This window comes from Dietzia sp. IBK-p2-16D, assembly GCF_057773085.1.
The window spans coordinates 1-449 of sequence record NZ_JBYMTL010000063.1 but is presented as its reverse complement, the minus strand read 5'-3'; the positions used below and the strand labels follow the sequence as shown (position 1 = coordinate 449).

1 pseudogene is annotated in these 449 nt (G+C 41.4%); it reads right to left on the bottom strand.

What is annotated here, in order from left to right:
• Positions 1-449 (bottom strand): annotated as a pseudogene (locus AC3DE3_RS17370) (hypothetical protein); the annotation flags it as partial.

Here is a 449-nt window from a genome sequence, read left to right as displayed (position 1 = left end):
TGTCTGCATTAGTGCCTTTAATATTTACGAAAGCAGCGATTTTTACAATTTGTTCGTCGGTCAACAGAGCCTGACGAAGCATATCAATAAACGCATCTTCTGTGATTTTTGGCTTTTTATCAACAGCGCGAGAAATTTCTGCAGTTTTTTCAGTAAGCGAAAGTGACTCCAAAAAACCCTTGAGAATATTTCTGTTGCTGATGCGAATTGCGAAAGGTCCTACATGAAGCTTTTTGAAAATAGAATAACCGATGCTGATTATCAGCGCGTCGTTTTTAAAATCGAGTGTCTCATCGCCGATCACATCCACATCACATTGATAGAATTCTCGGTAACGGCCACGTTGAGGTCGTTCACCTCGATATGATTTTGCAATTTGATAGCGGCGGAATGGGAACACTAATTCTCGATGATTTTCACCGACATAGCGTGCGAGAGGCACCGTCAAA